The sequence below is a fragment of the Bacillus sp. 2205SS5-2 genome (genome assembly GCF_037024155.1).
In the GTDB taxonomy this organism is placed as follows: Bacteria; Bacillota; Bacilli; order Bacillales; family Bacillaceae_K; genus Bacillus_CI.
This window is the reverse complement of record NZ_JAYKTS010000003.1, coordinates 61,274-86,862: the sequence shown is the minus strand read 5'-3', so window position 1 is coordinate 86,862 and position 25,589 is coordinate 61,274. Positions and strand designations below refer to the sequence as shown.

The window sequence follows — 25,589 nt, the reverse complement described above, 5'->3', positions numbered from 1 at the left end:
CTTAACTAAATCGTGTCAAATGTATAACCAAAATATTGATATTCAGATTCACTAGGAACAAAATTTTCATCATATTTCCCTGTCAGCAAATCTTCAATCGTTATGTCATTCGTGGGATCGACTAGTACTTCATAATGAAGACCTAACTTGATCCCTTTTTGTGTTTCTTTTGCCTGTGATACCTCGGGACTAAACAAAATAACAAGTAGAAGAATACAGAGTGTAACAACACTCTTATTAATGACTCTTTCAACATTCCGAACAGACATCCGTATCACCTATCTTAATTTAAACTATTCTAATAATACAATATTCTCAAATGGAATTGGCTATTTATTCATTCTTTTCTAAAGGCTCTTTTCGTATACATTGTGGCTATTTCATCTAATTTTTGATTAAATAGCCCATTTCACTGTTGATTTTCATTAAAAATAGACGAAATGATGCCCGAAACAAAGCTATATCAACGTTTATAGACTGGTACGAAAAGCAACAAACTTTGCGAAAACAGCCTTTCTAAAGGCTCTTTTCGTATACATTGTGGCTATTTCATCTAATTTTTGATTAAATCCTCCATTTCATTGTTGATTTCTATCAAAAACAGACGAAATGATGCCCGAAACAAAGCTATATTACAGATGATTAACTGATACGAAAAGCCACAATCTTTGCAAAAACAGCCTTCTAAAAACAAGTATCTCAACAACAACCATTACCTATTGATTTAAGTCAATGAATTCCCTTTACTTTTGATATACACTACTAATAAGCACGAAAGGGGGTTCATTATGACAACAGAAATTAACTCTACAAATAGCCAGCATTCTTCAGCCATGGTTGCAGCTATCTCTTTACTCATCATGACCATCGCCGCAATTTTCTCCTACGGATATGTTCACACTTCATTAGTTGTTGAAGATCCTGCCGTCACATTCAAAAATATTCAAACTTCGCTTCCCTTATTTCGATTCGAGCTTATTGGATGGGGAGTAATTATTCTAACAGATCTTCTCGTTTCATGGGCATTCTATATGTTCTTAAAGCCTTACCATCCAGGCTATTCACTCTTAGCTGGAATACTCCGTCTTGTCTATACAGGCATCCTTGCTGCAGCTGTCTCTCGGTTAGTGATCGCTCATAACCTCGTACAGGGGAAGATATCTTTTGACCTAACTTCAGACGCTCAACTAGTTTCAGAAGTTACGAGTTCTATCTTGGCTTTTGAATCGATTTGGTCGATCGGATTAATCGTATTTGGTGCACATCTTTTAGTCATTGGAGCAATAGGAAGGCGAGCAATTCCTATTCCAAATTTCATTAGTATTCTGCTGGTAATTGCGGGGGCAAGCTATCTGCTAATCCATATTTTGCATCGTTTTTTTCCACTTTGGGATCATGTAACCGATGGCCTTGAAATAGTTTTGAGTGTACCGATGATGGCAGGTGAGCTTGGTTTTGGAATGTGGTTGCTGTTCAAAGGAAGAAAAATAGAAACGCCTGGCTAATCCCGCCTTCGTTCTACTCGCTTTTTAATACGGCTTAAGGACTCAGGGGTCATTCCTAAATAACTGGCGAGCTGATGCTGTGGTACTCGGTCAATTAGTTCCGGCCTTTTAATCTGTAATGCTTGAAATCTTTGTTCAGGCGTCGAGGAGATGAAGTCAGCAAAATCCGCTTGCATTTGGCCGACTTCTCCTTCCATCATCCTACGTGTCATCGTCGCAAGATCCGGATGCGTATCGTACATTTCCTGCTCAATCAATAGGTCGCCTACAACTAAAATACACTCTTCAAGACAGCTTAAGGAGTATCTGGATGTTGGATCTGTCGAGTGCTGAGTGAAAATCGTCACACTGTGCTCTTCCGTATAAAAATAGGATGTATTCTCCTTACCATTTTCATCAACAGCATATTGTCGAACACAGCCTGTTAAAACAAAGTAACATTTACTAGGAATCTCCCCTTGATGTAATAAGACGGTCCCTTTTGGGAATGTTTTTACAGGTACATCCGCCGTCATTATTTCGAGTTCCTTATCACTTAGATTCATAAATCGCTTCATATATTTAACGAGAATATCTTTCATATCATTCTCCTTTCTGTGTGACAGGTTTCATGTCCCAAACCATTCAACTCGCATTGCTCCAAATAAAATTCCATACAGGATTAAAGACTAATTTGATCCTGTATGGAAAGAGTGGTTGAATCCATTTACTATACTGACATAGGGACGGGGGACCTATTAAAACAATTCCATTTGCTCGACTTCCCCTAGTCTCTCCAAAGCTTGGGGTTCGTGATCCTTGAAGTAGGCTTGATGTAGCTGTTTGACTTTGGTCATAATCTGCTTGGTCGAATCAGCTGCTTTTCGTAAGCGGCAGCTATAAATTACTGGGAAGTAATCTCGTAAGAACTTTCCTTCCGCATGAGCCGTCAAGGCGATAATTTGGAAGCCAAGTTGTTCGGCAATAAAGAAGACAGGGTTGAGAACGTGATCACTTGATGCTTTGCCGAATGGATTATCCATAATAACGACGCGATGACGTTTCATATTCGCTTCGATATGCTTTTGTTTTTCAGCTACATAGTTAAGGATGCCTAAGAAGAGGGTCATGTTTTTACTCCATTTCTCTCCCCCTGACCATACATTGGATTGCTCCCAGGAGTAAGATCTAGTGGTGACTTGGTTGTCGTTGGTCACTTTTCGACAAGTCACTTTGATCATTTCTTGGTTCATTACTACTCGTAAAAGCTGCTTGGAGTGTGTCCATGTTTCAATTTCTTTCCGTACTTTTCCGTAATCCTCTTGCCCCTCGCTAGTTAAGAACCGCTCGGATTCTAGCTGTCCCATAATCCATTCGACATGCTTACGGATGCGAGCTTTGCCTTCTTCCTCGGTCCACTCTGGAATGGAAAACTTATAGATTTCTTTCCATTTTTCTTCTACTTTGACCTTAGTTTTTTTCGGAATTAGCGCTAGTTCATCGGCGATTGTGCCCAAATGGCTATTAATATGTGTCACAAACTGCTCTAACTCTTTATCATGATTGATCATACTTTCTTCATTGTACTTAATCACCGTTTGAATTCGTTTTTTCATATGAGTATGAAATTCAACGACTTCTTGATAAGTCTGTTTATTTTCAATTCCTTGACGAGCCATTTCACGCATTTTGACATTTGTGATTTTTAGTTTGCAAAAGGATTTGAATGATTCCTTAGCTTTTCCAACAAGAATCAATTCGTTTGCTACTTTTTCCTTTCCTCGCTTTAACTCATTCGTCACGTTTTTCACAAATTCAATTCGCCCATAAGTAAACGTCTGAATTTCACCTTCTCCTAATGTAGTGGCATGAATAGATGGTCCTGAAAAATGATGGGCTTCGTCAAACCGGTCTAGCTCATGGTACGCTTTAGAAATAGACGCTAGCTCTTGGTCGATCCGGTGTTGTTCTCGTTGAAGGTACGCTCGTTTCTCTTTCAAGCGTTGCATTTCTTCATTTAGGTCTACTTTTGCTTCTTTTAGGGATGTAGTAAAACGCTCAGGCTGCTCGTTCGGAAATGCCTGAATAAATTGCTTAAGTGCTACTTCGACAACACTTTCCTGTTTAATTTTATTCTCATTCGCTTTCCCAAACTTAATCGATGCGCTTTCTAGAGTCTTCTCTAAATCTTTCATTTTTTCACGAAGATCAGCTATTAACTCCTTACCATTTACCGGGAAGTTTACTCCCTCATCTAAAGGTCCATGATCTAAGAGCAACTCCTCCACTCCATCTGACAATCGCTTTATCTCTTTCATCGTATGGGTAAGCTGGAGTTGAATCTCATTTCTTGTAGTTGATAGCTTTCTTAGATCTAATTGTAGTTCCTGTCGTATATCTGTCAAAATGGATTTGGACCGATTGGTAAACGTAGGTCGATAGCTTTTCACTTCCAGATAAAGTGATTCATCCATCAATAACGAATCCGAGTAAGCAGCCTTCCTTTCTTGTTCATAAAGCTGATCCTTTTCTTCTGTTAGTCTCTCGATTTGTCCTTGAATTCTATAACGGCGGCGATCATACTCACTGATTTGCTTTGAAAGTTGTTCTTGCGATTTTTTGAGTTCATTTGTCTCTTTTTCTTGTTGAAGATAGTCACGTGCCTTATCAACCTTCACTTCTAAACCGTTGTACTCATTGGTATCCTGCTCAATACGTTCCTGTTGGGTAGAAGTCTGATTCTCCCACTCTTCTATGTTTTTTTGAAGTTCTTTTTGTTCTGTTCTCGCTTTCTGGATTTGCTGATCAAGTTCACTTAACCTCTCCTTCTGAGCTTGATAGTCTTCAAAAGGATAAGCTTGTAGGAAACTAGCTAACTTTTCTGCTGCAGATTTCCATACGTTTGCTTTCGCTTCTATTTCTTTTCTTGCCCTGGTTGCTTCCTCGGCTCTGTCCTTCATTGTTTGCTTCCATTCAGCAAACCGATCTTCTTGTTGGTTTTGCGGCCAATGACCGGGAACAACCGGATACGTATCGACGGTTTCTCCTTGCACAATCTTACGTGCTTGTTCAATCGTAATGACGACAACCGGAAATTGAAGCTGTTGATTCAGGTGTTGCAGTTTTTTCCTAATCCCTTCTTTGTCTCCCTCGGTGGTAATCAAAGTAACTGGCCATAATGGATAAGCTTTTGCCTGTTCTGTAACCGTATCTCCCAAGGATTGAATAAACTGCACGCCCGTTTCGATTAAATGAAACTGATTACTCCATTGCTTTAGTTGTTTCTCTACATATGAATCAGCAAAAAACATATCCTGCCCTTCATAGTCATCCATAAACCGATGGGCGAGTCGTTCTTTGTACAAACGCTCATCCGTTTCCTTATAGAAGCGCTGAATTTGATCATATATCTGTTGAGTAAGGGAGTCTTGTTTTAAGTAAAGGGAATCAATCATCGCCCATGGAGCACGTAATTGACCTAGTGACGATTTCACCTGGGCATGCTGACTGTCCACATGTTGGATTTCTGACACTAGCTTAATTTGTGCATGCTCACCACTCTCTTTCCTTTTGGTTATCTCTACTAACTTTTCTTTCGTTTGCAAGATCATTTTGCTTAATTGCTTATTGTGATTCTTCAACTGCACAATTCGATCATCTAAAAAAACTAACCGCTTCTCCCATTGACCAACACTTTCTTTAACTGATTCTTGCTCTGGATTCGCTAAAATTCGATTCTTTACTTTCGTCATTTGCTCAGTAATTTGATCAAGTTTTCCTTTATTTTGACTGAAAGCATTTCTTGCCTGTAGTAGTTGTTCATCTTCCTTGTTCTGTTGGATTTCGAGCTGCTGAATTTCTTCTTGCAGAGGCTGTTGTTGGATTTTCAACTCCTGTTGCCGTTTTTGGCTCTCTTCTAATTGTGAAACAAAATACCCCATCAATTCTTCACTATTAGCGACAATCTTGTCTTTAATTTCCTCAATATCCTCTTCTTCATCCAGCGTCTCTTGCTTTTCATTTAAGGACTGTAGTCGTTCTTGCTCTTCCTTATGCTGCCTCTTTAACTCAGCTAGCTTTAATGAATAAAAATGTTTCTTTGCTTGGACGAACTCTTCCTTTCCAATCTCTAGAGCTTGTTCATACTCATGAAACCGGGCCAATAATTCATCCAGTTTCGATTGCTCCTGTTGAATTTTTAACGAAAGGACTTTCTTCTCATGAAGCCTATTCTGGGTTTCCCACTCCGCAAACTTTACTTCCATAACCTTAAGTGACGATTTATTTTCCTGCTCCTGGTTATGGATAAGATTGAGTACTGCTTTGGCATATTGTTTCTTTTGCTCATACTCTTGTTGCATCTCATATAAACGTGCAAAGGTTCCAACATAGCCGTTTAATTCTGCCTCGATAGCTCTGTTTTCTTCAATCTGCTCTTTCAGTTCTTTATAAAGTTTAAAGCTAGAGCGATGCTTTTCGAATGTGTCCGCGAAGGAATTCTCTTCGTGGCCCGTAATCGCACCTTCTACCGTCGGAATCAATAAACGATCAAGCAACTGATTCGTTTGCTTACAATCGTCAAAGAAGGCCTCTACTCCACCTTCAGCGCTATTAATTTTGACGATATTTTCCCATTCATTCGCAATAATATGATACTGCTCTTCAATATGACGTTGGAATGCTTTAATGGTGGAGAAGGTTTGCGCATTCATCTGCTGCTGAGCCATTTGTTGATAATAATCTGAGATTTCACCGCGATCTGCTGGGCGATTCGAATCTTTTCGCACAAAGGGAATATCATCGATTCCATGACGGTCACCATGCTGATAAGAGTATACATAGCGATATGATCCTAATCCATCCTTGGTTAAAAACAAGCTAACGCATGTGACGACATAACGGCGGGGCTGTTCTGATAAAATCCACTCGATTGCGATATGCGCCGGATAATTATCAAGCTGAAGAGTCTGCTTTATTTTCCGGTCAGATAGATTCGTATGAGGAATAATGGCTTGGAGAGCGGTCTGGATGAACACGGTCTTTCCTCCGCCATTTTCTAATAAAATGGCTCCGTTATAGCCATCAAAGTTAAAAATCTCATCATTATAGCGCTTCATTCCCTCTTCATACACAACATTGGTAAAACGAATTTTACTAATTGATGGCATGCTCTTCCTCCTCCCATTGGTAAATAAATTCAAGAATTCCTTTGTTGTATTCAACTTCCATAAAAAAGCGCTGCACAATTGTTTTCGCTTTTTCCGTTAAAGTCACTTCATTATTTCCGATTTCTTCTATCAATTCCTGATCGAGTAAAAAACGTTTTGCAGTATCCATAAAGCTGAGACGACTAATCGTATTTCCGCTTTGTTTTTTAGCACTTTCCTTTATGTCATTCATGTCTTCCCATTTTTCAATGATTTGCGTCCAATTGTAAGAAAACTCCTGCTCCTTCGCTCGAAGCTGCTCCTCATCATGCTCCATCAGTACACTCATTCGTTCATTGACTAGTAACGCCCAGTCATCTAATGAAAGGAATTCTCTCGTCGGTTCGAGCGTTTGATAGCTATCATAAAATGCACCAAATAGGATAATGGTTGTAAAATACAGCAAATAAATATCCGCATTTGTCGCTCCCGACTTTAAATAGGTTCGCTTAATATATTCATTGTTCACATGAAAAGGGGATAGCTTTGTTTTGGGAATCATATACACCCTTTCACCAGCCAAAATAATGACACAATCGACGTGATGAGCAAATCCGTCCACTAAGCCGCGCACGGAATCATCCGCAATATATAATGATACAGATTCCACACCTGCCTGCCCTTCGCGAGCTAAGATTGTATATAATTCAAATGCTTGCATGACTTTGCTTTCACTATAATTCATCTTTGTACTCCTCCTCGATGCGCAAATCCATGTTTTGAATGGAAAAACGCTTCGATACATGTATCAGTTCTTTACGTTCGTGAATGATGAGGGTTGAATTTTCTAACTGTGCGAGAGCGTCATCTAGACTAGTACTTTGCTCTTCGTTCACGGTTTCCATTTGACCCGAGATAATGGGCGAACGTTGATGAAGTATCATCCAAAAATCGTAGAAAAAGCGTTGGTTAAGAAGCTCTTCTTGGCCATTTTCTCGAATATACTCAATGACTCCCTTGAGCTCTGCATGTCCATTCTGTAAAGCCTGTAAGGAAATATTCATTACGTAGCCATAATTCCTCCGTAATCGTTCCTGATAATCATTTTCTTTTTGTTCGCCGATCTCCATAAAACCATAATCCACACGATCTTCTCGGTCTTCACGAATATTTTGCTCCCCAAAAACGGTAAGTGGCGACCAGCTCTGCTCTTGATGAATGGCTAAAAAAGGATGGAGTAGCCCTTTCATTGCCTCTAGTGGAAGAGGGGTGCCGATAACCCTTGAATTGATATCTTGATCAAAGTTAAACGCATCAATCCCTGTATAGTATAGCGACTCCTGAGCAGCCTTTAACGTATGATTCTTCAACTCAATGCTTTGATCTAAGAGCCGCGAATGCTCATAATGAACCTCCTCTAATTGATTTGTAATTTCCAGTATGTAGCCGTAGGTTTTGGTCTCTTTTTGATGATAATCCTTTTCGTAGAGGCGATCCTTTGTTTCTTTCACAAATTGCCTTAACTCCGAAAATTCGTCATTTTCTCGTTCAAGACGAGCATGAATATCCCCCAATAACTGCTTATACCGCTCAAAGGTTTCTTCGGACACGATACTACGTTGAATCTCATGACGAAGTTTGATGATGCGTTCATTCAATGATTCTACGTCTATGCGCATTTCATTTATTTGACGCAACGCTCCGCGAAACTCTCCCTTTTCTAATTGTTTTCTCAGCATTAGCTGATTGATTGATAACTGAAACTCACTATAAAATTCCTTCGTTGCAAACACCAGTTCAAGTCCATCTTCATCCAAGGTGTAGAATTGCGTGTTCGTCTTCGAATCAAAGCTCTTCGCTTTCAGCAACGAATACTCAAGCTGGTCTTCCTGCAACGTTTCCCAGTCATGATAAGTGTAGGCTCTTTTTTTCCCAGTGGCCGGTCTAAACGTCAGAATAATCATCGAAGCAAGCTCTTCACACTCCCTTCCGTCTAATGTATATTGGCGATGCGTGACACTTTGCAAAAACTGAGCTAGCTGCTTCTTTCCGGTCTTATGATTTCTCATTACTTTTTGCTCAAAGAAAAACAAAAGGGATAGTAAGCCAAGTCCTTTCATATCTATCGGTTGATTCTGTTGATCCTTCACCTTTTTCCGGTCGAGCTCATAAAGCGGATCAAATAATGCTAGGCGCCGCATTCGTTCTCTATATCCAGCTGTAATATCTGAAATCTCATTCAATTCCATACTGACTGCCTCCAAATATCCTGTAACTCTCTCGTCCGCAAAACCTCCTGCGGATAATATTGACCACGATCCAACACGGACTGAAGTCTGTCTTTTTCATCCGTTGAAAAATGACCTAAGAACGCTTCAATTGAGGTGTAATCGATACGCTGATAAGTTTTCCCTTCTAAGGGTGACTTGTCCATGCAAGCTTGATAAAAAGGCATTGCTAACTGAACACGCACCTTTTCATTTAATCGATGCCAAATAAAGATACCTGAACGATCAATATCTCCAAAATAATAATAGCGATGGTCAGCATGCAGGACTGGAAGCTGTCGAGGGAATTGCTCAATGCTTTTAATAATTTTATTGCCACTTCCATAGATCAACGATGAAAATTCCGTTTCGGGTAAGGCATCGACCAATGCTTGAAACGTCGTTTTGTTTTCCACGATTAAATGATTTTGCTTCTCGTTTGCTAAAACAGCCGGATTGACCGCCATCATGAGCGGGTCGGAAACAGGGATAATCTTCATCGCTGACCATAACTCCACTCGTTCAAGTAGCTCTTTTCCCTTTTCCTCTGTTATCCATTTTTCATCACCAACCAGTTCCACACTGCGCTCTGGTGCCGGTACTTCATATTCAGGAAAACCAAATGACTCCAGAAATTGATGAATCCTTAGTAAATAAGGCAAATCATTTTTCCATTGCAACGGATCTAACCCAAAATATACATCTAAATGGATGGACGGATGTAGCGTGAGACGACATTTTATCAATTCTTCATGATACTCTCTTTTTAACCGCTGTTTTTGAATTCTATACGAATAAGCTAGAGATGGCGTACGAATATTCCTACCTTTCGCTTTTACCATCTCTAAAATCCCTTCCTCTTCAAAAGAAAGAATAAGATTAGCAAAATCTTGATAAGACAGTCCTCGATTTGCAAGCAGCTTCTCTAGTTCTTCAATTGCGATTGTTTTTTTACTGAATTTTAGTAGCTCCTGACTAACAAAGCCCCTCATTAAATAGCCCTCCTAAATAACGGACATTTTTCTACTTTAAGTTTACTAAAAAGGAGATCATACGTCAGTAGGGAAAATGAGGGATCGCGTCCTTACCGAGAGCACTGAAAAGAAAAAAAGTTATCCAATAAGTGGATAACTTCTTCTAGTATAGAGGTTTGATTGTGCTTTCAGTAATCACTTCCTTTTCAGGGGTCTCGATTTCCCTATGTCTCTTTTACTCAATGAAAATACTTTCCTCACTCAAGGACTTTCCTTCAGAATCAACTGGTACGACATAATACGGTATGTTTTCTAACGTAAATCCGTTGAAACGAATTTCAGAGGTCTCTCCCTTTTCAGTTGAGGTGTAACTCGAATGATAGGTTGCTGCAGTCTCTCCATCCACTGTTTGAATCGTAAATCGGATGTCTTCCCTACTCGATTGGGTTAAATCAAAATAAATCGTTGTAGAAATAGGGGTTGATATTATCCTTTCAACTCGTACACTCTCATCGTCACCCAATAAAATCAATTGATTGAGCTCATAAACTTTTTTCTCCGCTAATAATAGACTTTGTGAAGCTTCTACCTCAAAAGTCCAGGGGGATTCAATTATCGTATCGAAATTAATAGTGTCATAGATAATTTCAATGTGAAGCAACTCTTCAACCACCGGCTGGCTTAACTGGATATCATTGTAAATCGTATACATTGAATCATTTAACTCTATTGACTGGCTACCTGTTGTAACGGTATTTACCTCGCCATTAATTTTTACCTGAGGCTTTAGAGTTGTTTGATAGTCAAATTCGACGCCTTTCGCTGGCTCAAATGTTGCGCTTAAGAATAATTGTTGATCATCCATCATGACTTCATTTAATGTTAACACCCCCAGTTCATTCTCTTCCGTTTCACCAACACTCGTTTTGTACGGGGCAAAATCCAATTCTTCAATTTGATTGATATATTTTTCAATCTTCTCCCCAACAAATGGCATATTTGCCGTTATGGAATCATTTAAGACTAGTGTAATAGTTAATATACAAATTCCCACAGCTGCCATAGCTATGCCAGGCCATTTTTTCTTTCGTTTGTTAGATGAAATGTTTTTTTTCGTTCGATAAATAATCCTTATTTGTTCCAAGTCTGTTAGAGGTAGTTCTTCAAAATCATTTAGATCTATCTTTACATCATTAAGATCTCTATAGATAGTCATTTTCTACACCTCATTTTTCAGTAATAATTTTTTTAATTTCTTCCTTCCTCGTGACAACTTATTGTGAACCCACGACTCTTTCGCTTGAAATTCCGTTGCAATTTCTTTTGAAGGTACCCCTTCCATGTAATATTTCCGAAAAATTTGTCTTTCCATATTTGAAAGCTCTTGTAAGGCACGATCTAGATCATATGGCATCTCGTTTCGATGTGTGGAAAATTCCCCCCCCAGTCCAAATGAACTCATATGCTTCCTTGCTTTCTCCGCTTTTCGCAAGTAATCTATGGCTCGATACTTGGCGATAGCTGCCCCCCATTGTTTGAAGCTATTTTTATCTGGATCAAACGAATCAATATGGAACCAGATCGAGATCAAAACATCCTCTAAGCATTCTTCTCTATCCTGCTTGCAAGAAATATACTTTCGAATAATCCCATTGAGCAAGCCTCCATAGGTTTGAAGAATAAATGTGATACTTTCTTCGTTTTTATGTTTGATTTGTTGGACAATATTATCTTCTGTCACTTTCAAATTTGTCCCCCCTTTTTCAGTATCTGCTATGTAATACGTTTAGTGGTTTGATAAGCTATCATCGTCTGGATAATTTTGTAGGACAGAGGCAAATTAGGACATAAAACCTGTCCTCGTAGTGGCTTTGTATTCCGTAGATTTTTCCTTTTATTGATTTTGACAGCGTAGTGAATTTTCAAGATTTATCACTGACTTTTAGGATATATCACTAACCACCCATGTCCATCATTCCATGATGTCGCCTTCCTGAAAATAAAAAAATAAACATCGCCCTCTCTTCGTTTTTTTCGTAGCTATTGGTACTAAGTAAAAACACGCAATAAGGTTTTCTCGATTGAGTTCTTACTTTCCATCTAGAACTGGATAATTTTTCAATAGAAAAAGAGACAAGGTTTCCCCTGTCCCTACTCCCACTTAAATACATAACTAGCAAGCGCAAATCCTCCAATTAACCATGCACCTAAAATCAACGTTTCTGCCCCCAATTCAAAGAATGATGTTCCTAAATTCATCGTTTCTCTTAAAGCAGAACTCAGATGTGCAATCGGGAGAATCTTGACAATTGGTTGAATGATATCTGGCATATTACTAATTGGGAAGAATACCCCACCAAGAAACAACATCGGAAATGTGACAAATCCAGCAATCGGACCGGCACTTTCTGGGTTCTTTGCTATCCCGGCAATGATAAAACCAAGCGACATAAACGCAAGAGTTCCAAGAATAATAAAGAAAATCAATGCAAACCACGAACCAACTACTTCAATATTAAAGACGAAATTCGCAATTAAGACGACTAGCAACGCTTGGGTTCCATTTAGTAATAATCGCGCAGTTATTTGCGCTGCGATAAAGGTCGAAGCTTTTAATCTCGTTCCTTGCATTCTCCTTAGAATGCCTCGTTCGCGCCAGGCAGAAATTTGACCAGCTACGCCGTTCATATTATTACTCATAATCATCATCGCCACGATCCCTGGAACAAGGAAATCAACATAGCGAATATTGAGCGCTTCGATTCCAAACTTTTCAATCGTAACTAACGGTTTGTAATCGACAAGATCTTTACTATATTGATCAATGATTCCATTTAAGACGGTCAAGCCGAGTTCAGCAGTCGCCAAGTTCTTCTCATTATAGTAAACAGGAAGTGAGAAGGCTTGCTCTTCATTCTCAAAGTTAGCTTCATACCCAATTGGAATTTCAACAAGAAGCTGAATATCTCCATTTTTAACAGCAGCTTTGCCGTCTTCTACCGTTTCATAATCGTTCATCTCAATTCCTTCGTTTGTGACAAACAACTCTTCTAAATCCTTAGAAGCATCAGATTGATCAAAGTCAACCAATCCCACATTTAAAGAGAGTGAATTTCCTCCTCCGGCAAAAGAGCCTAGAGCGAGCATCAAAATGATGGGAAAGAGTAAGGTGAAAAATAATACTTGTTTATTTCTGCCAAAAATCCGTAATTGTGCAATAGTTAACTGCCAATATGCTCTCATGATTCTCTAATACTCCTTCCTGTCATATGGATAAACACATCTTCTAGTGTCGCTAAACGAGTTTGTAAGTCTTCAATTTTCAAGCTATGCTCTGTACAGCCTTGAATAAGTGAGGTTAAGGCAAGCTGCAGGTCATCCGTATACAGTTGCACAAAGGTATGCTTAATAGACACTTCTTTGACCCCGTCCATCTTCATGAACCACTTTTGTTCAGGAGGATTGTTTAAGTGAAATTCCACTGTGCTAGTTGATTGTAGTTTTTTCACTAAGTTTGAAGGTGTGTCGAGGGCAATCAATTCTCCCTGATCCATAATGCCAATGCGGTCACAAAGCACATGAGCTTCATCCATATAGTGTGTGGAGAGGAGAACCGTTTTTCCCCGTTCCTTTAACCGAAGAACAATATCCCATAATGTTCTCCTCGCCTGTGGATCAAGCCCTGTCGTTGGTTCATCTAGAAATACAATATTTGGGTCATGAATCAAAGCAAGGGCAATCGCTAGTCGCTGCTTTTGTCCGCCAGAAAGTCCTTTCACCCGGTCCTTTCTCTTTTCTGTTAACAGCATATCCTCAATTAATTCATCAATATCCACATGGCTTGGATAAAAGCTCGCATATAAATAGAGAATCTCCTCAACCTTTAATAATTCGAATAGTGACGTTGACTGCAGCTGTACACCAATAACCTCTTTGACTTGATTGACTTCTTTACGAACATCATAGCCTGCTAGTATGGCCGTTCCTTCATCTGGCTTACGTAGTCCGACCAGCATTTCAATTGTGGTCGTTTTCCCCGCACCATTAGGTCCAAGCAACCCGAATATTTCTCCTTTTTTCACTTGAAAATTAACGCCGTTAACTGCTACAAAGGAGTCATAGCGTTTCACGAGTCCTCGGACGTCAACCATTGCATCATTTATCATGACAAGCCTCCATATTTATTGTTTTGTGAGTGAATATGTATAAGTCAGTTTCTCTCTTTATAATCATACCTTATAAAGTCTAAAGATGCCTGTCCGTTTCCATCTGTGTTTGTTTCCCAAAATTTGTCTAGATTGTCACAAATGATTTCGCAAAGTAAAAATCATGGATTTTCTAAGGGAAATCCCGCAACAAAGCACTCCTCGCCTTTAGTTTATACCTAGTACTAACACCTACCTGTATTTCTGTGAGAAATGTTATATCTAGTCCTATTACTTTGTGATAAATTTTGATTAGCACTCCAAATATTAGATGAGATGAGGTATTCCTTTGAAATTACCAAAATTACAATTTGCACATGTTAAACCGAAGTTTCCCATCATGCAGGGCGGAATGGGCGTTGGTATCTCTTTAAGTAAGCTTGCATCGGCGGTTGCCAATGCTGGTGGGGTTGGAATTATTTCTGGAACCGGAATTTCAATAGAAGAATTACGAAATCACATTCGAAAAGCTAGAGAGCTTACGAATGGTATGGGCTTCATAGGTGTAAACGTGTTATTTGCTATGAATGACTTTTCCGAAAAAATGAAAGCTGCTATGGAAGAAAAAGTAGATTTCATTATTTCCGGAGCTGGCATTTCTAGAGATATGTACAATTGGGGAAAAGAATATGGGATTCCGGTCCTTTCAATTGTTTCATCCGCTAAACTAGCCAAACTTTCAGAAAGATTAGGTGCATCAGCGGTTGTAGTGGAAGGAAATGAAGCAGGTGGACATCTTGGTACAGAGCGACCATTATTTGATATTCTCCCTGAGGTAGTTGAAGCTGTGAAGATCCCAGTCATTGCAGCAGGCGGAATTTCGACAGGAGAAGATGTGGCGAAAGCTCTTAGTATGGGAGCTGCCGGTGTGCAAATGGGAACTCGTTTTGTGGCAAGTGAAGAATGTGACGCACCAATGTCTTTTAAACAGAAATACATCGCGGCCAATAAAGAAGACATCACCATGGTCAAAACAAGTGTGGGCTTACACGGCAGAGCAATTAAAAATAAATTTACCGATTTAATCAGTGATGATAAAAAAGTTAAAATTGATAAATGCTATAACTGTTTAAGAAATTGTTCTTATCGCTTTTGTACACTCGATTCCTTACTAAGATCAGTTGGAGGAGATGTAGAGAGCGGCTTAGTCTTTGCAGGTGCAAAAGTAGATGAAATCAAAGAAATAATGCCCGTTAAGAAAATTATCACAAATATAATGGATGAATACCTGCTCGTAAAATAACAAGGTCAGAGGAAGTTTTCCCTCAGCCCTTTCACTCCCGTAAACCCTCAAAAAATGGTGTATCAAGCACTCTTGATACACCATTTTTTTGTTTAGACTTTTTACGCAAAGTTTGTTTCTTTTTCGAATCAGTCTATAAACGGTGAGATAGCTTCGTTATGCACAACTTTTTCTTTTTATGCACATCCTCCTGTTTATGCACCACTTTCAATCCTTTGCGCACAACTTTTTGGAGTTTGTGCACGACTTTTAATGGTTTACGCACGACTTTTTCTTTTTATGCACATCTTCCTGTTTATGCACTATTTTCTCCTTCATCAAAATCAGGAGCAATTGCCTTTCTGATAAACAACGCAATCCCAAATGCTAACACACACAAAGCCAAAGCAAACCAATAGGCATGGTGAACGCCTCTTGTCATCGAGTCATTCATGATTTGTTCGGTCATCGGTCCACTTTGAGCGTCGAGGTAACTGGTCTGACTTCGGGTTAAAATACTTACAAAAATGGATACACCAAGTGCCCCACCTACTGGTTGTAAAGTATTTGCGATGGCAGTTCCATGCGGGTATAAATGCTTAGGCAATTCATTGAGCGCATTCGTTTGAGCAGGCATCATAATGGCTGAGATCGACAACATCAGAGCCACATAGGCCAGCACAAACGACCAAATCGGGATTTTGGGGGTAATATTGCTAAAAAAGATCATCACAACAACGAGTACAATCGTGCCTGGGATAATCAGTTTTCTCGGCCCGTACTTATCAAATAAATTCCCCATGATAGGAGACATAAGACCATTTAATAGTGCACCTGGTAATAGCAATAATCCTGCTATTTTTGCGGAATAGCCAAGTGGGCCTTGTAAATACATCGGCATCACGATTTCAGAAGCGAACATTGCCATAATGACAATGACGAACACACTAATCCCGCGCGTATAACTTTTATATTTAAACACCCGTACATCTAATAGTGGTTCTTCCAATTTTAGTTGTCGTAAAACGAAAACGATTAAGCTAATAAAACTAATGACAAGAATGGCGATAATAGTCAGCGATAATCCTTCTGTTTGCTCGCCAATACTACTAAACCCATACACGATTCCACCTATGGCAATCGTCGATAACAATATCGAAAAAAGGTCTACCTTTGGACGTGTCACTTCTCCAACATTTTGCAAATATTTCGCCGCAAATAAAATCGAAAAAACAGCAAAAGGAATAACAGTGATGAATAACCAACGCCAGCCTAAGAAATCAACGATGATTCCTGATAACGTCGGTCCGATGGCGGGAGCAAACATGATTACAAGTCCGAATGTCCCCATGATTTTACCCCGAACCTCAGGTCGATAAAGCAAAAGGATTGCATTAAAGATAACAGGGATCAATAATCCCGTCCCCACCGCTTGAATCATCCTCCCGGTTAGCAACATCGGAAAACTGATCGCGGTCGCAGCAATAATGGTCCCCAGTAAGAAAATCGACATGACACCGATGAACATCTGTCTCGTTGTAAACCATTGAATCAATAATGCTGATATCGGCATTAGCACACCCATCACAAGCATAAATCCGGTGGCCAGCCATTGGACGGTCGGCGCATCAATGTTGAACACATTCATCAATTCGGTTAGCGCAATATTTAGTAAGGTTTCATTTAATATCGCAAAAAACGCCCCAATCATAAATGTAATAATTATAGGTTTTGTTTTAATTTTTGATTCCATGATATTCCTCCAACTTTTTTAACCCTGGCAATTTTCGCAACAGTAAATATTCCACTAAAAGATCGACTTAGAGCATCTTTAATCTTCTTTTGAACGATATCGATACCACAATGAAGTACTTCATCAATCATTAACGGAAATTGAAAAAACCTCTGTGAAAACAACCCCAATGTTAAGATTTAACCTCTACTATCATCAATGATGTGCTTTCATTTCTCAAGTTATATGGTTTGCCATATAGTGATTTCTATCCACTTTCCAAATGAAATTGCTCAATCACTCAACCTTACAAACAAAAATTTCATCTATGAGATACAAGGTGCTATTTATGAAATAGGAGACGGAAGGACGCTCAGTGAGTAAGGAATTCTTACGCCCCCACCAACCGACTTATGACCTCGAACCGATTGCACCTGGAGCTAAGAACTTATCTAACTGCCAAAGTCCATGCTTTCTTATTCTGTAAAATAAGCACCATCCCCCCAAGAACACACTTGAGGGGATGGTGCTTATGAAAAAATAATATTTCAACGATTTATCGTCATAATAAGAAGTAAGCTTAAGAAATTCCCCATGACTTCATGATTAAAGGCGGAGAGAATATGCATTTAGCTATTGCGATAATCGTTGTCCTTTCTTGCTATAGATGGGGCAACTGGAATAATTGGAGAGAATATCACGCAAGTATGTTTTTTATTACGACAGGTGGTCTTCTATATGAGTTTATGGTAAAGGATTTTTCTTTATGGAAATTTCATCCTGATTTTCTATATGGGCATGACATCACGGTTATAGTCTATGCACTGATAACAATGCCCTTAACTGTATACCTCTTTCTCTCTCATTTCCCTACGAAGAAGGTTCATCAGTTCTTGTATATATTCGGTTGGTCATTCTTGTATATTGTGTTTGAATGGATTTTACATCTATTTGGTAGAATTTCATATAAAAACGGCTGGAATTTTTGGGATTCGTTTTTATTTGATCTTACCATGTTCTCCATTATTGCGTTGCACCAAAAGCATCCCCTACGAGCGTATATACTCTCGATAGGCATAATCCTTTTTTTACTTTCCTATTTTCATGTGCCATTCCCACAAGAATAAACTTAAAAAATCCCTTTATTCTGGAATCTAAGATTTACAATTACATGATGGCATGCCGGGAACTTCCCCACTCGTTGGTGCTAATCGCTTTTGGCGACATTGTTCTTCAAGCGCGGAAAGCAATAGGTTTTTAACAGCGATGGACTCTGGTGTTTCATAGGTAGAAAAGGCTAAATTCTTTTCTTCTAAAGGATCTAGAGTCAAGTTATAGAGCTCATACTCATCTGGTACAGGACAATTTTTTGTGGTTGTAACACAAAGAGAGCAATCTGTATTGACTGAAGTGTTCGTTTGTGAGACTTGATTAGTGGTCACATCCTCACAGCCTGGGTTACTCCAAAACTGCGGATTGTCAAAGTAGCGTGAAAGCTTCCAAATCTCCTGCTCACCTTCTTTTCCAGTTGAAAGCTTCGTGATTATGGCTTCGATATGATTGGGTTCGACAACTGATTTATACGGCTTTCCTGTCGCACTGACTTGATTTGGTCCTCTAGTGATATCATCATCACTCATGAAATAAATGGGTTCATCCGCTCTGAAGAAGGTGGTTTCTCCTGCTAATAAGGGGGTAAGATTTCGCCCCACTAATGGATGTACCTCGGTATGGTTCTTCTGGAGCTTTAACCTAGCCTCTTGTGGTTTTATCTGGGCAAGCCCTAATAATGTCGGTAATACATCGACATGACTTGTTATCATTTCTGTACACTGATCTTCGGAAAATAGTTTTGGGTTATGAATAATCAAAGGGACATGAATTGATTCCTCGTATGTGTTATACCATTTCTGAAATAATCCTCCGTGTGCACCTAACAACTCCCCATGATCAGATAAAAACACAACTATGGTTTCCTCGTAGAAACTGGATTTTTGTAGCGCCTGGAAAACCTTGTGCATCTCTTGATCCGCTTGCTTTTGCAACGAATAATACAACTGCCGATAAAATAAAGTGTCTCGTAATGGCTGCAGTGCATGTTGATACGCAATTCGATAGTTTTCTTGGGCTGTTGGTTTCGTTTTTAATGACTCATTCGCCGTTGGAGGTCGCTGTATGAATGGGAGTGTAGGGTCAATTTTAAAATCGTAAAGTGGACTTAGTTCTGTAAAGGTTCCAAACAAAGCAATATCATGAGGATTGACGAAGGAGCACATTACAAACCAAGGCGTGTTTTCCCCCTCTTTTGCTTCTTTTTCAAGAGAATGAAGTAATTCTACGGTTTCCTCTGCATAAATTTCATCTCGTCCACTTAAGCCGATTGCAGCGGACGAGCCTGAATTTCGGGCAGCAGAGCCATGTGGCTCAGGGCCAACCCAGCCTGAGAATCCAAACGGGTCTAACCGATTGGCACGAAGATATAGATCGACCTTGTCATGATCTGGAACACCTGTAGAAGTATAACTCGGGAAGGCGTCCTTTGTTCCTGGAATCAAAATGTCTTCATCTGAAGCATGCCATTTTCCCTTCCAAAAGGTCCGATACCCTTCCGTCCTAAAATAATCCCCCATCGTCGGAACCGTATTCGGATCCAACCAAAAAAGATCGGGATCAAACGCCGATTTGGCGACACCACTTGTTTGCGTGACGCCATGTAGCAAGGGGTATTGTCCAGTATACAATGTAGCACGACTAGGCGAGCAGGCGGTACTTCCTGCATAATGGCTTTTAAACTCAAATCCATTTTTTTTTAGCAACTCTTGTGTCACCAAGTTTTCTTTTCGCCAGATTTGAAGCTCATTATCTTCATATATAGCTGGGTATCGCTCTTGATCGACCATAAGAATGAGAAAATTGGGTTTCTTTTTGCGTAAGTGATGGTTTTGAGTGTACTGTGAGGTTGTCTTGTTCAAGTCATTCACTCCCTCGTTCTGTCTTGGTCGAGGACCTTATGAATACTCCTCAATCACTAGTATGCGTTAGGCATGAGCAGTAGTAGTAATTGTTTATTTTAAAGATGCGAATAACAGTCATTCCTCTCAGTACAGATTATGTGACGCCAGATTGAAAAGGAGTTATTGTGGTAAATTGATTTTTTTCGGAATGTTCATCTTCTCCTTTTGCAGGAAGGTACTGTCCACCTCCCTTGCCAAAGGTTCACGATGATTCCTAAAACAATCCATTATCTTTTATCCGGAAAGTAACACTTGCATTAACAAGCAGACTGACCAAAAGGAACTCTTTTTATCAGCACTTCCTCAATCGAAAATCTATAAATGCTTTACTTTCTTGTACGTAAATCATTCACAGCTGTTTCCACAGCTTCCGATAATGAATATTTTGTATTGAACCCTAAGCTTTTTATTTTTTCATCATTCCAGATTCTATTGACCATAAAATTATCAATCATAAGAGACTTTTCAATTGTCGGTAACTGGATGGTTTTTGCCTCTCTTTCTAATGCCCAGTCTATTTCTGTTTTTAATCCATACCAAGTAGTATCGAATCCTTTTAATAAATAAACTCCATTATCTTCCTTTGGCTTTTCGTATGTCCCTAACCATTCCATAGCTCTTCCAATATCTCTTGTATCGATGATTGAGACTTTTTTTTCCCCGTTTCCGACAATTGGAAATTGGTCGCTTAAATGTGCCATAAATAATATAGAAAAAAAAGATTTAGCATCTCTACTACCTATTGTACTTGCTGGACGAAGAATAATGGTCTCTATTTGGTTCCTTTCACCTGCTTCTCTTACTATCTTTTCCCTTTCTAAATTGATTTTTTGAATATCATATTCAGGATGGGAAATGTACTTTTCATCTATGGAATCATTCGATTTAAAGTCATAAATGACAATTGTACTTAATTGAATAAAACGTGATATTCCTTCTAAAATCGCCGCTTCAATAAGTCTTTTTGTTAATGTGATTTCAACTAAAGCTTCTGAGTTTCTTTGTGAGATATCCTGAGAACCTGACGCTAAGCAATTATAAACAATCTCATTTTCACTTAACACTTTTCGAATAGCTGTGAAATTTGTGAAATCCACCGTTTTAGCATTGATTCCTAAACTTTTCAAAAAGCTGATATCACTTGTTCCACGAACAGCCACTGTGACCTGATGACCAGCTAAATGTAATTGCTCCACTACATGACTACCAATAAATCCAGTACCACCAAAGACAATCGCTCTCATTTTTTCACTCTCCCATTTTTTACTAAAGTTAAATCTATAACTATAATAAATGATGTACAATATCAATAATAGTACGGATATTTTTTATAGTTACTATCAAAAATAATAGTGGGGGTTAAGAAATGGACGGTAAACAGGATCATTTTTTAGTCAAATGTCCTATCGAAAAAATCATGAATATCATTGGACCGAAGTGGACGTTCCTCATTTTAAGGGACTTAATCATCGGACCTAGGCGATTTGGAGAATTACTTCGCTCTTTAAATGGTATCAGCCCAAGAACTCTATCTTTACGCTTAAAAGAGTTAGAGAAAGAGGGTATTATTAATCGAATCTCTTATTCTGAAATCCCCCCTCATGTTGAGTATTCTCTTACTGAAAAAGGGGAGTCACTTCGTCCCATTTTCAATGCGATGACAGACTGGGGAAATGAGTGGGAAGTTCTGAATTCTTGAAGAAATCTAAAATGGAAAGTCCACTGAGTAATCAATTTCTAAAATCTCTCTTAAGGATGTGTCTCAACTGCCCATACGGATAGTCGAACCCATTGTAAAATTAGCCTTCTCTTCCTTTTTTTCATTTATTTGAGAAGATCTTTCCTATTAAGTGTTGTTTAACATGAATAATAGACCGAAAAAAATTTCTTTTTCTGATACACATTCCAAATAAAATAAATATCCAACTGATGTTTTTACTCAACTAAAAAAACCCAATTCAGCAAATGAAATTGGGGAATTGGGATTCATATGTAGACGAATCTGAACTGAACTCTTTTAGAGGAAACTCCAGCTTTTACCAAGTTTCTTCCTCTCAGTTATATAAACCAATGAATTGCTTAGAAATATCATTTGTTTCATTCTTTTTATTTTCTCGTTAGCCGGAGGAGACTCTCCCAGTCAGGAACCTTTACAAATCTGTCATCATCTCCGCCAATTTCATGACCGTCTTCCAATTTCTTGTAGTGGCTTTTACACCGGCTGACTTTTCAATGAATGTATTTGTCAGCTTTGTTTTCCCGTAGCCGTCGGGACAAAGTAAATAAACTTCCTTTTGCGAAATAGAGAAATCCTCAGACTCGCTTTTTTTATTCCTAATAGGCTCTTCAATATACCTATTCGCTGGCTCCGCCAAAAAGGTGACGTGCATTTTAGCAGGATCCTCAATGGAAAAAGGTCTTTCCTCCACCATACTCGTCCATTCTTTTTTGCTACGAGTCAGAACGGAAACGGCTAGATCAAAGGTTTCCTCGATCCCTCTTTCAATCAAAGTAGCTACTTCAGTTTGCTTTTTATGATCGGATGTAAATAAGACATTACCACTTTGGATATATGTGCGAACATCTCTTAAACCTAATGATTCGTAACATTTTTTCAAATCCACCATTTTGATTTTATTTTTGCCACTTACATTGATTCCACGGAGTAAAGAAATATAGGTTGTCATAGAGCTCCCTTCCAAAATATATTGACTCATAATTAGAACGATGTAATTAACGAAGGATTCCCCTAGCTTTTACTTCTTCTAGCCACATTGGCACTTATAATAACATTTAATCCTAATCCAACTTCACGAAGTGTTTTTTGAAGTATAAATACCTTTATAGTTGAAGAATGACACTAAACAATTTATGTCTATCCTCCGTTTGAATTTTCCTGCTGAACAGTATTGATGTACCGCGCTTCTCATTCCAAGGACATTAACGGTGATTCTTCGCTCTCTTGATGGCCACGCTCTACTTTCCAAGGTCATCAAACTCACTGTATCGCTCTCTGTGTTTACTTCGACATATTGGTTGCCCAACAATCTAGCCCGATTACGGAATAAGAAAAATCGAAACCACATAATTTGGATCTCTCTTTCTTTAAGGCTCTTTTCGTATATATTGTGGCTATTTCTTCTGATTTTTTAATAAATCCTCCATTTCCCTGTTGATTTCGATCAAAAACAGACGAAATGATGCCCGAAACAAGCTATATCACAGATTGTTAATGGATACGAAAAGCCACAATCTTTGCGAAAACAGCCTTCTTTAAAAACGCAAGACTCTACTATTAAAAGTCCAGCATTGTTTCATTTCAACTTCAGTATGTTATAATCAACGTTCAATCCTATCTTTATTATAGGCTCTTTTCGTATACATTGTGGCTATTTCATTATATTTTTGATTAAATCTTCCATTTCACTGTTGAATTCCATCAAAAATAGACGAAATGATGCCCGAAACAAAGCTATATCATAGATGATCAACTGATTCGAAAAGCCACAAACCTTGCGAAAACAGCCTGATGATAAGATTACCATAAATGGACACACTATTAGAGAAGCTTTTGCACTTACGCTAGACTGGAAAAATACTCAGATTGGAGAGATGACAAATGGCCGTAGAAATTGGTGAACAGCTTTTATTAGGAGAAGAATCCTTTGATGTTCTCTACACATTTACAATGAACAATCTCAATTATTTAGTGGTTGGTTTATCGGAAGAATTAGAAGAAGAACGTGAAGATATTTCGATTACAGCCTTCCGCTATACTGAAGAAGAAGACGGCACTCTTGTTTTCGATGAAATTGAATCTGATGAAGAATGGAACGAGATCGAAGCCAAATTTATTGCCTATCAAGAAGAATTGGAAAAGGAAGTACATTAGAATATTGCATTTCGAATGGCCTTCTATTTAGAGGGCCATGTTTATTTTGCCCCTCCCCTCACAGTCCATTCCACTTGATCACGCCCTTTCCTACTTAATGTATACTATTGATCCTTGAATCCTCATATAAATATATAGGTAGATGTACCAAGGAAAAGCTTGTGTTGATTAATCACTTTTCATACTTATCAATTGATCTCGCTTTCTTAATGAAGACTCTTTTCGTATTGATTGTTGCTCTATGATGAAATTCTGTATAAAAAATCGTACTTTTTCTAATCTCAGCTACCTATTGATACGAAAAGATGACCCGTAGTGTAGTCATATCAAGGAATTTTTGCTGATACAAAAACCAACATCTTTGCGAAAACAACCTTATTGAAAGAGGAATGACAAATGTATTCAGCCATTTAATATTCTGCTGTCACTTTGTAGTTGAAAAGCTCTTAACTTAAAAGGGAAGCGTGGTGTTTAACATCATCCGTTATCAAAAAAAGCAGATTGCAGGTTTGTCCATCTTTTACCGAGAGGCTGGCTGTAGAAATAATCCTACTATTGTTCTTCTGCATGGATTTCCAAGCTCATCCCATATGTTCAGAAACTTAATTCCCCTTCTTTCTAAACAATTCCATGTTATTGCACCTGATTATCCCGGATATGGCAATAGTGCTATGCCCTCACCTAAAACCTATACCTATTCTTTTCACGCTACATCCCTTATTATCGAACAATTAGTCAGCGAGCTTGGCATCACACAATTTTTCCTCTATGTTCAAGATTATGGAGGTCCGATTGGTTTTCGGATTGCGGTCAGAAGCCCTCAAAAAATCCTCGGGCTCGTCATTCAAAACGCGGTGGCTCATGAAGTAGGCTTAGGACCTCCCTTCGACGTGTTTAAATCCTTATGGAAGGACCGTAACCCACAAACAGAAGAAGCACTCGGGTATTTCTTAACATTTAATTTCACCATAAGGCAATACTTAGAAGGAGCCCGTTACCCTAACCACATCAGTCCTGATTCCTATTCAATGGATCAATTTTTTCTAAATCGACCTGGAAATGACCAAGTTCAATTAGAATACGCCTATGATTACCGAAAAAATATCGAACAATATCCTCATTGGCAGCAGTATCTTCGGCAGTACCAACCACATACGCTCATCGTTTGGGGAATAAATGATTTTATTTTCACTTTAGCTGGCGCATATGCCTTTCAGAAGGAGCTGTGCAATGTAGAAATCAACCTGCTTTGCGGTGGACATTTCATTCTTGAAGAACAGTCTTTTACAGTCGCTTGCCTTATCCACCAGTTTTTCAGAAAAAGGGGGGTAATCTACTGATTCCTACCCACTAGAAAAAGAATAGAATTGCTTTTTTCCAAGCTTGTTGAAAAACCCATAAATCAAGCAAAGAACAAAAAATGAATACCTTTTCTGTGAAATGGCTTTACCTTAGTCCATTTCATCATTACATTAAACAACCCTATCACTTCAAACCATTGGTTGATGAGATAAGGCTACATGAAGGTATTATGAAATTGATTTACCACACTAAAAGGGACAAATATAATTGGAATGACATCTGATTTTTCAAATAGTTCCTTAAAAAAGTCACCGCTTAAAATCAGATTCCATTTATCCGAACATTAAAAA

General features: G+C 38.7%; 20 protein-coding genes. 6 read left to right on the top strand and 14 right to left on the bottom strand.

Going from position 1 to position 25,589, the window contains the following annotated elements:
- Positions 1 to 5 precede the first annotated feature (5 nt).
- Entirely contained in the window at positions 6 to 269 is a 264-nt protein-coding gene (locus tag U8D43_RS02875) for a hypothetical protein (RefSeq protein WP_335869468.1), read from the bottom strand.
- A gap of 519 nt (positions 270 to 788) precedes the next feature.
- Between U8D43_RS02875 and U8D43_RS02870 the strand changes: the two genes are divergently transcribed.
- Positions 789 to 1,505 carry a DUF4386 domain-containing protein gene (locus U8D43_RS02870; protein WP_335869467.1) on the top strand — a complete coding sequence of 239 codons (717 nt, stop codon included), beginning with the start codon at positions 789 to 791 and terminating at the stop codon, positions 1,503 to 1,505.
- On the opposite strand, the gene U8D43_RS02865 is transcribed toward U8D43_RS02870, so the two are convergent.
- From U8D43_RS02865 to U8D43_RS02825, 9 genes are all read right to left on the bottom strand, one after another.
- Positions 1,502 to 2,086: a Crp/Fnr family transcriptional regulator gene (locus tag U8D43_RS02865; RefSeq protein ID WP_335869466.1), complete on the bottom strand. Its 585-nt coding sequence runs from the start codon at positions 2,084 to 2,086 to the stop codon at positions 1,502 to 1,504. The two genes, U8D43_RS02870 and U8D43_RS02865, sit on opposite strands and share 4 nt — an antisense overlap.
- A gap of 156 nt (positions 2,087 to 2,242) precedes the next feature.
- Positions 2,243 to 6,652 (bottom strand): coiled-coil domain-containing protein, encoded by a 4,410-nt coding sequence (locus U8D43_RS02860; protein ID WP_335869465.1) that lies wholly within the window; start codon positions 6,650 to 6,652, stop codon positions 2,243 to 2,245.
- Positions 6,639 to 7,376 carry a DUF6063 family protein gene (locus U8D43_RS02855; protein ID WP_335869463.1) on the bottom strand — a complete coding sequence of 246 codons (738 nt, stop codon included), beginning with the start codon at positions 7,374 to 7,376 and terminating at the stop codon, positions 6,639 to 6,641. The genes U8D43_RS02860 and U8D43_RS02855 overlap by 14 nt, the downstream gene beginning before the upstream one ends.
- Positions 7,366 to 8,880, bottom strand: coding sequence for a replicative DNA helicase (locus U8D43_RS02850; RefSeq protein ID WP_335869462.1), 1,515 nt, complete (start codon positions 8,878 to 8,880; stop codon positions 7,366 to 7,368). Before U8D43_RS02850 ends, U8D43_RS02855 begins: the two co-directional genes overlap by 11 nt.
- On the bottom strand, positions 8,871 to 9,890 hold the full coding sequence (locus U8D43_RS02845) for a Wadjet anti-phage system protein JetD domain-containing protein (protein ID WP_335869461.1): 1,020 nt from the start codon (positions 9,888 to 9,890) through the stop codon (positions 8,871 to 8,873). The genes U8D43_RS02850 and U8D43_RS02845 overlap by 10 nt, the downstream gene beginning before the upstream one ends.
- Positions 9,891 to 10,107: 217 nt before the next feature.
- A complete protein-coding gene (locus U8D43_RS02840) occupies positions 10,108 to 11,088 on the bottom strand; it encodes a DUF4179 domain-containing protein (RefSeq protein WP_335869460.1) in 981 nt (326 codons plus the stop codon).
- Between the two features lie 3 nt (positions 11,089 to 11,091).
- The gene (locus U8D43_RS02835; RefSeq protein ID WP_335869459.1) at positions 11,092 to 11,619 is read right to left on the bottom strand and encodes a sigma-70 family RNA polymerase sigma factor; all 528 of its coding nucleotides are present in this window, start codon (positions 11,617 to 11,619) and stop codon (positions 11,092 to 11,094) included.
- A gap of 404 nt (positions 11,620 to 12,023) precedes the next feature.
- Complete coding sequence (locus tag U8D43_RS02830; protein ID WP_335869458.1) at positions 12,024 to 13,115, bottom strand: ABC transporter permease; 1,092 nt, start codon at positions 13,113 to 13,115, stop codon at positions 12,024 to 12,026.
- A complete protein-coding gene (locus tag U8D43_RS02825) occupies positions 13,112 to 14,038 on the bottom strand; it encodes an ABC transporter ATP-binding protein (protein ID WP_335869457.1) in 927 nt (308 codons plus the stop codon). Before U8D43_RS02825 ends, U8D43_RS02830 begins: the two co-directional genes overlap by 4 nt.
- 328 nt (positions 14,039 to 14,366) lie before the next feature.
- Between U8D43_RS02825 and U8D43_RS02820 the strand changes: the two genes are divergently transcribed.
- Complete coding sequence (locus tag U8D43_RS02820) at positions 14,367 to 15,320, top strand: NAD(P)H-dependent flavin oxidoreductase (RefSeq protein WP_335869456.1); 954 nt, start codon at positions 14,367 to 14,369, stop codon at positions 15,318 to 15,320.
- Positions 15,321 to 15,615: 295 nt separating this feature from the next.
- On the opposite strand, the gene U8D43_RS02815 is transcribed toward U8D43_RS02820, so the two are convergent.
- A complete protein-coding gene (locus tag U8D43_RS02815) occupies positions 15,616 to 17,052 on the bottom strand; it encodes an MDR family MFS transporter (RefSeq protein ID WP_335869455.1) in 1,437 nt (478 codons plus the stop codon).
- A gap of 602 nt (positions 17,053 to 17,654) precedes the next feature.
- Between U8D43_RS02815 and U8D43_RS02810 the strand changes: the two genes are divergently transcribed.
- Positions 17,655 to 18,158: a CBO0543 family protein gene (locus U8D43_RS02810; RefSeq protein WP_335869454.1), complete on the top strand. Its 504-nt coding sequence runs from the start codon at positions 17,655 to 17,657 to the stop codon at positions 18,156 to 18,158.
- A 27-nt stretch (positions 18,159 to 18,185) separates the two neighbouring features.
- Here U8D43_RS02810 and U8D43_RS02805 read toward each other — a convergent pair whose 3' ends face one another.
- The gene (locus tag U8D43_RS02805; RefSeq protein ID WP_335869453.1) at positions 18,186 to 20,003 is read right to left on the bottom strand and encodes a sulfatase family protein; all 1,818 of its coding nucleotides are present in this window, start codon (positions 20,001 to 20,003) and stop codon (positions 18,186 to 18,188) included.
- Between the two features lie 368 nt (positions 20,004 to 20,371).
- A complete protein-coding gene (locus tag U8D43_RS02800; RefSeq protein ID WP_335869452.1) occupies positions 20,372 to 21,289 on the bottom strand; it encodes an NAD-dependent epimerase/dehydratase family protein in 918 nt (305 codons plus the stop codon).
- Positions 21,290 to 21,411: 122 nt separating this feature from the next.
- On the opposite strand from U8D43_RS02800, the gene U8D43_RS02795 reads away from it, so the two are divergent.
- Positions 21,412 to 21,744 carry a winged helix-turn-helix transcriptional regulator gene (locus U8D43_RS02795; RefSeq protein ID WP_335869451.1) on the top strand — a complete coding sequence of 111 codons (333 nt, stop codon included), beginning with the start codon at positions 21,412 to 21,414 and terminating at the stop codon, positions 21,742 to 21,744.
- A gap of 451 nt (positions 21,745 to 22,195) precedes the next feature.
- On the opposite strand, the gene U8D43_RS02790 is transcribed toward U8D43_RS02795, so the two are convergent.
- On the bottom strand, positions 22,196 to 22,732 hold the full coding sequence (locus tag U8D43_RS02790; protein ID WP_335869450.1) for a DUF1697 domain-containing protein: 537 nt from the start codon (positions 22,730 to 22,732) through the stop codon (positions 22,196 to 22,198).
- 932 nt (positions 22,733 to 23,664) lie between these two features.
- Between U8D43_RS02790 and U8D43_RS02785 the strand changes: the two genes are divergently transcribed.
- Positions 23,665 to 23,937, top strand: coding sequence for a DUF1292 domain-containing protein (locus U8D43_RS02785; RefSeq protein ID WP_335869449.1), 273 nt, complete (start codon positions 23,665 to 23,667; stop codon positions 23,935 to 23,937).
- Positions 23,938 to 24,404: 467 nt separating this feature from the next.
- Complete coding sequence (locus U8D43_RS02780) at positions 24,405 to 25,277, top strand: alpha/beta fold hydrolase (protein WP_335869448.1); 873 nt, start codon at positions 24,405 to 24,407, stop codon at positions 25,275 to 25,277.
- The last annotated feature ends 312 nt before the right edge of the window (positions 25,278 to 25,589 follow it).